Below are 7686 nucleotides of genomic sequence, written 5' to 3'. Positions count from 1 at the left end.
AAAATAAAATACCAGATTTTAGCTTGTAGGGTGGGCAAAAACATTTTGGTTCAAATGAGTCTTATAGATAAGATAACTTTGCCCACCCTACTTTAATTGGTATTTTTTTTACATGCAAGTCCCTTACTATCTTATGCCCCAACTTCCGGTACCATGGAACCTGGCATCAAGTGCAACGTCAGTACTGAGGTTAGTAGCATATATTTTTAATATTGCCAGAATGACGATGAACCAACGGTTTCGAGCACCAAAACAGATAGTTAAAGCCTGCGTCAGCACAGCAGTTGTATTAATCGGTTTATGGGGAATGCCCACCTTGGCAGCTGATCCCTTTCGCGACAGTAATCCTCGGGACATTGATAACACTGTTCAAGATGCTTTTGACTTCTTCTTCAAGGAGGGAAACTATAAAGAGGCCGAAGCTTATCTAAAAAAATCGGAATCTAGGCAGTCTAAAGAACCCATGACCTATGCTATGCTATCATCTCTAGCTTACTTAGATCAAGATTGGGAAACCTTCAAGAGCTACGGAACTAAAACTCTTAATAAGGCTAAGGAAATGATTGCCTCTGATCCCTTGCGAGGTAATCTTTACACAGCAGTAGGTTATTTTTTGGAAGGGGCTTACGATTTTGAAAAAGAAGGTCCCATCAGCGCCTTGACTAAATTGCAGAAAGTTTTTGAATATCTGGATGAAGCCAAAGAAATTGATCCTAATGATCCAGAGCTAAACTTGATTACAGGCTATATGGATTTAATGTTAGCAGTTAATTTACCATTTTCTGACCCATCTCAAGCCATTGACAAGTTAGAAACCTATGCTTTTCCTTCTTATTTAGCCTATCGAGGCATTGCTGTAGGATATCGAGATTTAAAGCAATATTCTAAGGCAATAGACTATGTAGACCGGTCAATGGAAACAACACCAAGCAACCCAGATGTACTTTACCTTAAAGCACAAATTTTGCGAAAACTGGGGCAAGAGCAAGAAAGTTTAGAGTTTTTTAACAAAGCTTTAGAAAAACAGAATCAACTCCCAAAACGCCACGCTGCCCAAATTACTTACGAGCAGTGCAAACTTGAAAATAAACTCAGAGACGGGGATAGAAATTGCTCGAAGGAACGGAATCGGATCCGGAAGCGGGGAACAGACGTGGCTCAGAAGGATGACTAAGTTTACTGTTGAAGGTTTAAGGTTTAGAGGTTGAAGGTTGAAGGTTGAAGGTTGAAGGTTGACTAAGTTGAAGGTTGAAGGTTGAAGGTTGACTAAGTTGAAGGTTGAAGGTTGAAGGTTGAAGGTTGAAGGTTGAACGCGATGGACGAAGTCCCGCTTTCAGCGAACCCGTGGCCTATTGGCCAAGGTTGTTCGCCTTTAGGGTTCGGTATAGGGTAGGTTTAAGGTTAACTAAGTTGAAGGTTGAACGCGATGGACGAAGTCCCGCTTTCAGCGAACCCGTGGCCTATTGGCCAAGGTTAAAAGTAAACTGTAAATAGTTAACTGCATTTTTTTCAAAAAAACAGTAGGGGCATTCGTTGTGGGTGCTCCTATGGCAATCCTATAGGATTAGTGAACAGTGACAGGTCTTACTCAGAACTCAGCAGTATATTTAAGGGAAGTCTTGTTCACGAGTGAATCTTGATCAGGTATAATCCCTGTGTTAAAGAATTCGGGATTGTCCTTGACTTATGGTTCGCCTCAAGATAATTAACAAGTTCGATAGCAGTTTTGTCCTAGCTCCAGAAGCCCGAGACCAGTTATTTGCTTTACTAACCGGGGAAAACTTCTTGGCTCAAGTAGCTGAAGCGGCTCAAGCTGAAAGGGTTGAGTTTACTGAATTACTGTTTAAACCAGTTCCCTACACCACTTCAACCCCTAAGGGAATGCCAGCGGAATATGAGCAGTATCAAGAATCTGATGATTATATCATCATTAATGTACCTCCTAACTTCATGTTCAAAGCCAAAATCTTTAATCCCAGTCGCCTGTGTGGGATTTATCGCAAATTTCAATAAAATTTAGTTTTTAATCTTATTTTTTAATCCCATCCCATGCTCACCTCTGATAATCAAATTCCATCTCTGAAGGATTTAGAATTTATTCCCTATCTGGATGAAACGGGAAATATACCAGAATTTTTACAAAAAAAGATTGGTGTATACGCAATTTTTGACCAAGATAAAACGCTGAAATTTGTGAATTATTCCCGAGATGTATATATCAGCATCAAACAACATTTAGTTCGTCAGCATCACTCCTGCTATTGGCTAAAAGTAGAAACGATTGAAAAACCTGACCGGAGTCGATTAGAAACGATTCGTAAGGCATGGATTGAAGATAATGGTGTGATCCCGGTGGGAAATGGAGAGCAGGAAAATCTGTGGATCCAGCCCATTGATGCTAAAGTGACAATGACTGAAGCAGAGCAATTAGACTATGAGCAAAGTGAGGAATTAGCAAAAATTAAGATTCTCAAGAAAATTGCTCGGAGAGTTGAAGCTAAAATTAAAGATGAGCTAGAATCCCGAGGGGTAAAGACTGAAATTCGCTTCAATCCTAAGCTTAAAGAAAAGGGTTTACTTGACATAAAATGACTATCTCAACGGCTCATCCAGCTCTGCTAGTTCTCGCTGATGGCACAACTTACCAAGGCTGGTCTTTCGGAGCGACTGGTACAACCATTGGTGAAGTAGTGTTTAACACTGCCATGACGGGTTATCAAGAGGTGGTGACAGACCCCAGCTACTGCGGTCAAATTGTGACCTTCACCTATCCAGAATTAGGCAATACTGGTGTTAACCCCTCCGATCAAGAATCTGCTCATCCTCAAATCCGAGGGGCAATTGCCCGTAACATCTGCTACCGGCCCAGTAACTGGCGCTCTACCCAGTCCTTGCCCGATTATCTTGCGGAACACAACATCCCAGGAATTTACGGCATAGATACAAGGGCATTAACCCGCAAAATACGCTCCATTGGTGCGATAAACGGTGCCATTTCCACAGAAATCCTTGACTCCGCTGAATTATTGTCCGAAGTGCAAGGGGCTCCGAGTATGGCAGGATTAAATCTAGTTAAAGAAGTGAGCACTCACAAGGTTTACCAATGGTCTGATCCTACGGAAGCCAATTGGGAGTTCGGTCCTGGGGTTGATGGAGTGGAAAAGGACAAGCCTTTGACAGTTGTTGCGATCGATTTTGGGATTAAACGTAATATTCTCAAGCGTCTAGCGAGCTACAATTGTCGGGTAATTGTCGTCCCTGCTAATACACCGCCAGAAGAAATTGCTAAGTATAATCCCGATGGGATATTTCTGTCCAATGGACCAGGGGATCCGGCGGTAGTACTCGAAGGCATCTCAACCACCAAAGCCTTATTGGAGCGTCAGCAACCTATTTTTGGCATCTGCATGGGACATCAGATTCTTGGTCTTGCCCTAGGAGCCCAGACCTTTAAACTTAAATTTGGTCACCGAGGTTTGAATCACCCAGCCGGTTTGCAGCAAATGGTGGAAATTACTAGCCAAAACCATGGTTTTGCTATTGATCCCGATACCTTAGGCACGGAGGTGGAAGTTACTCACCTAAATCTCAATGACCGCACTGTGGCAGGGTTGCGTCACAAATCCTTACCGTTCTTCTCAGTACAGTATCACCCAGAGGCTAGTCCTGGTCCTCACGATGCTGACTATTTATTTCAGCAGTTTGTCGAGCTGATGCGTTCGCGTAGCGGCGACCCAGGAGCATAGCGCCCAATAGTCAATGCCAAACCCCAACTGTAGGGTGAGCGGGTGTGGGGCTATAGAATAACCCCTGCATTGCCAGCAAACCAAGAAATCTGCTTCAGTTATAATTAATCGGTTACAATTGCGGCTGGCTTAATTTTACCCTACCGCTACACCCGGTTACCCTACCCCCATTACTCTGATACTGTTGTATAATCTAATATTGACGTTGTTTTAGCCCCTTGAGGTGCTAACCAACAAAAAAAGGTATGGTGATAGGGCGCGTGTATCAACGGTAGCCAAGTCATCAATCTACTGTCACAGTAGTCAACTTGACAGTAGAAGTATTAAATTATTGATATTTATCAGCTATATCTAGGAGGGTGTTATTCCTGAACAACTAACCCTTACAGTCAGTTTAAGGGGCACTCGCCAAGTCGAGTCAAATTATCAAATTTTCCGCCTTACTGGATTGCTAGATGCCTTTTCGGAATCTACTCTCCGTAACGTTATTGGCAAATGTATTGATGAAGGTCCAGCGCATATTATTCTGGACTTATCTAAAATTGATTTTGTCGATAGCTCTGGTTTGGGTGCTTTGGTGCAGCTAGTAAAGAAAGCTCAAACTGCTAAAGGAAGTCTACAAGTCGTGACCAATCCCCGGGTGACTCAAACTGTGAAACTAGTGCGCCTAGAAAAATTTCTCTCCCTGCAAGATTCTCTGGCGGTAGCTGAGGAGAACGTCAAGGGTAAATGACAAAATCGTTGGTGATGGCGGGGACAAAACCCGCCATCACTTTCTCAGCAGTGGGGAATCGGTGAGAGTTGAGTGTGATTAACTTGCCTTTTAGTCAATGTATTGAATACTCGAAGCAGAAATTGTGGAAGGATGTCAAATTTGCTCTAATAAACAAAAGACCGTGATACCCCAAAGATGGCTCAAACAGATGCACAATTAGACCCCTTGGAAGAGGATAGCCATGGCGGTGGAACTGACTCTATAGTATTGTGGACAGAGTTTCGATTTAGGCAATTCATGGCGAAAGTTGATCAAATTGCCAAAATTCAACAGATTTCCCCAGCATCCTTGGCATATATAGGAGATGCTGTTTATGAACTTTACATCCGAACCCACTATCTGCTACCACCGAGGCGAATCTGTGACTATCATAACCAGGTAGTGGCTCATGTGAGAGCAGAAAGCCAAGCTAAGATTTTGCGATCGCTTGAACCTTACCTAACTGCTTCTGAAAAAGACGTTTTACGGCGCGGACGGAATGCTGCCACAAAGACCCCCCGGCGTCTCAATCGAGAAATCTATCAACAAGCTAGTAGCTTAGAAACCTTACTGGGATACCTCTACCTTACTGATACTCAACGGTTGACCCAGTTATTGGCTCATCTAAAACTCGACAGCCCATAAACCCTTATTCTATTATGGCTAATCAAAACCCCTCCTCTGATTCCTCCTCTGATGCTTCTGGCCAGATCAAGTTAGGGAAGTCCTCTGATCGGCAAGGTGAGAATAAAAAATTATCTCCTTCGACCCCAGGCAATTCTCAAAAGAACGGGAAACCCCCTCGAAAGAACTACCACTCTAGAAAGCCACGGGCAAAACATTCCCATCACTCCGAGGAAACTCAGCCGAAGCAGCATGGGTACCCTAAGTCAAAACTTGTAAGTAGCACAGAAGAAGAGAGTGACTTAATCTACGGGCGTCATTCAGTTATAGCAGCTCTCCAAAACCAGCACCAGCTAAACCGAGTTTGGATTATTTCCCAGCTGCGTTACGATCCTCGCTTTCACTCCTTACTGGTTCAAGCCAAGGCCAACGGTACAGTAATTGATGAAGTAGCACCAAAACGCCTGAGCCAAATTACTAAAGGTGGTAACCATCAGGGTGTGGCAGCTCAAATAGCATCTTACAACTACATAGATTTAAATGACTTAATTGACAAAGCAAAATGGGCAACTGAGCAGCCAGTTTTATTGGCTTGTGATGGCATTAATGATCCTCAAAATTTAGGGGCGATTATTCGTACGGCAGAAGCTCTAGGGGCTCAAGGCTTAGTAATACCCCAACGTCGAGCTGTTGGTGTCACCTCAACTGTGAGGAAAGTGGCAGCAGGAGCTCTAGAAACCTTTCCTATTGCCAGAGTTGTCAATCTCAGTAATGCCCTAGAGCAGTTGAAAACTGCGGGCTTTTGGATTTACGGAACTGCTGCTGGCACTGGTAAACTTTTACACAAAGTTGATTTGACTGGTTCAGTAGTATTAGTAATAGGTTCAGAGGGGAATGGTTTAAGCCTAAGGTCACAAAGCTGCTGTGACATGTTAATTTCAATTCCATTACAGGGTAAGACCCCTAGCCTCAATGCCTCAGCAGCAACTGCTATGGTGTTATATGAAACCTATCGGCAGCGTTGGTCAGATTTACTGTATATCGATAGTACTTCCAATGAACAGATTGTAAAACAATAAAACTAAAGTAAATGGAGGATAAAAAGGTTTAAAAGCCGATTAAATTAACAGAGATTATCCTTGAAACTAGGTAGATTTCATGAAAGAAGCCTTAATCAAAATCTTCGACGTCTTAGGGTTAGCGTTTTGGGTGGAAATCATCACCGAAACCCCCAAGTGTACCTACTACTTTGGACCCTTTGTTAACCAGCAGGAGGCTCAGGCTGCCAAATATGGATACATTGAAGACTTAGAAGATGAAGGAGCTCAAGGCATTATAGTAACTCTCAAACGCTGCAAACCCACTAGACTAACAATTTTTGATGAGTTGCCAGAACAAACTGAGCTAGACGATTTGTCTAGCTTGAGTAAGCCGATTGTTTGAGAAAGGATGATTCCGCAGTTACTAACCTACTGAGGTCATTTAAAGCGGCAAAGCTAACTCAAAGTTAGGCAGAATAGTTTCCCCTGACAAAGTAACAGGAAATTTAGCAGTTTCAACAGCTTGATTGGGACGATATATTTCAACCTCTTTGCTCTGGGGGTTAATTAACCAGCCTAAACATAAACCACTGTTCAAATATTCTTGCATCTTTTCCTGTAGAGGCTTGAGGGAATCAGTGCGAGACCGTAGTTCAATTACAAAGTCCGGACAAATGGGGGGAAATCCCTCCTGTTGTTCAGGGGTTAAACTTTCCCAACGGTCTAGCCTGATCCAAGCAGCATCAGGGGATCGATCTCCTCCATTGGGTAAGCGAAAAATAGTTGAGGAGCTAAACACTTGACCTAGTTTGGTTTGATTATTCCATAACCACAACAGACTGATTAGACTTGCTTCTCGATTTCCGCTACATCCGCCTACAGGTGGCATGATGATTAGCTCTCCTTTGGCATTACGCTCAAGTTGTAGATTTTGATTCGCCTGACATAGATTGTGGAATTGTTGATCGCTTAGGTTGACTCTCTCTAGGTTAAGAACAACAGGCTGCATCATGACTGTCTCCTTAGTGGAATGATTAATATCAAGTCAGGTTGAATACCCATAATTACAGGGAGGCTGGGAAGTGTGGGGAGATGGGGAGATCTCATAAGGGTAGGTTTTTTACAAAGACCTCAGGTGTGGGGCGTGGGGTGTAGGGTGTGGGGTGTGGGGGTTCCAAGTATAGTTAGCATGTGATGGAAATTTGGTATACAATTACGTGGAGTTTTTAGCAAGCAAAAATACTTAGTATAAAGATGTTAACTTCTTCCGATCATATGACAGATTTATCCAATGCCCACTGGCAGAGCAATTCCCGTTCTGTTGTCACTGCTGACCCCCAGGTGAAGAAATTGATGACATCAGTTTATGGGGTTGACCAGCAAGTAAAGTACCTTCACTTACAGGCAGAAGTTGAATCCCTCTGGCAGCAGCAGCAACTACTTAAGCAACAACGGTTGGTTTTGAGTTGAACAAACTTCGCGGCATTTGCCCACCAGATCTAAAAGTAGGGTGGGCAAAGTA

At 43.1% G+C, this 7686-nt stretch carries 10 protein-coding genes; 9 read left to right on the top strand and 1 reads right to left on the bottom strand.

Going from position 1 to position 7686, the window contains the following annotated elements; translation table 11 throughout:
• The first annotated feature begins 226 nt into the window (after positions 1-226).
• The 8 genes from F6K20_RS16270 (at position 227) to F6K20_RS16235 (ending at position 6567) form a co-directional block, all read left to right on the top strand.
• Positions 227-1174 carry a Sll0314/Alr1548 family TPR repeat-containing protein gene (locus F6K20_RS16270; RefSeq protein ID WP_287295314.1) on the top strand — a complete coding sequence of 316 codons (948 nt, stop codon included), beginning with the start codon at positions 227-229 and terminating at the stop codon, positions 1172-1174.
• Positions 1175-1686: 512 nt separating this feature from the next.
• Entirely contained in the window at positions 1687-2013 is a 327-nt protein-coding gene (locus F6K20_RS16265; RefSeq protein ID WP_008179770.1) for a hypothetical protein, read from the top strand.
• 36 nt (positions 2014-2049) lie between these two features.
• Positions 2050-2592, top strand: coding sequence for a GIY-YIG nuclease family protein (locus F6K20_RS16260; protein WP_008179772.1), 543 nt, complete (start codon positions 2050-2052; stop codon positions 2590-2592).
• Positions 2589-3746 carry a glutamine-hydrolyzing carbamoyl-phosphate synthase small subunit gene (gene carA / locus F6K20_RS16255; protein WP_008179774.1) on the top strand — a complete coding sequence of 386 codons (1158 nt, stop codon included), beginning with the start codon at positions 2589-2591 and terminating at the stop codon, positions 3744-3746. Before F6K20_RS16260 ends, carA begins: the two co-directional genes overlap by 4 nt.
• 364 nt (positions 3747-4110) lie before the next feature.
• On the top strand, positions 4111-4479 hold the full coding sequence (locus tag F6K20_RS16250) for an STAS domain-containing protein (RefSeq protein WP_044492280.1): 369 nt from the start codon (positions 4111-4113) through the stop codon (positions 4477-4479).
• A 177-nt stretch (positions 4480-4656) separates the two neighbouring features.
• Positions 4657-5145, top strand: coding sequence for a Mini-ribonuclease 3 (locus F6K20_RS16245; protein ID WP_008179779.1), 489 nt, complete (start codon positions 4657-4659; stop codon positions 5143-5145).
• Between the two features lie 14 nt (positions 5146-5159).
• Positions 5160-6203, top strand: coding sequence for a 23S rRNA (guanosine(2251)-2'-O)-methyltransferase RlmB (rlmB, locus tag F6K20_RS16240; RefSeq protein ID WP_008179781.1), 1044 nt, complete (start codon positions 5160-5162; stop codon positions 6201-6203).
• 79 nt (positions 6204-6282) lie between these two features.
• Complete coding sequence (locus tag F6K20_RS16235) at positions 6283-6567, top strand: DUF1816 domain-containing protein (protein WP_008179783.1); 285 nt, start codon at positions 6283-6285, stop codon at positions 6565-6567.
• Between the two features lie 39 nt (positions 6568-6606).
• On the opposite strand, the gene F6K20_RS16230 is transcribed toward F6K20_RS16235, so the two are convergent.
• The gene (locus F6K20_RS16230) at positions 6607-7173 is read right to left on the bottom strand and encodes a Uma2 family endonuclease (protein WP_044492281.1); all 567 of its coding nucleotides are present in this window, start codon (positions 7171-7173) and stop codon (positions 6607-6609) included.
• Between the two features lie 266 nt (positions 7174-7439).
• Here F6K20_RS16230 and F6K20_RS16225 point away from each other — a divergent pair, with 266 nt between their 5' ends.
• Positions 7440-7634, top strand: coding sequence for a hypothetical protein (locus tag F6K20_RS16225; protein ID WP_008179787.1), 195 nt, complete (start codon positions 7440-7442; stop codon positions 7632-7634).
• Positions 7635-7686 lie beyond the last annotated feature (52 nt).

This window comes from Moorena sp. SIO2C4 (assembly GCF_010672485.1).
GTDB lineage: Bacteria > Cyanobacteriota > Cyanobacteriia > Cyanobacteriales > Coleofasciculaceae > Moorena > Moorena producens.
This window is presented reverse-complemented; position numbering and strand designations above follow the sequence as displayed.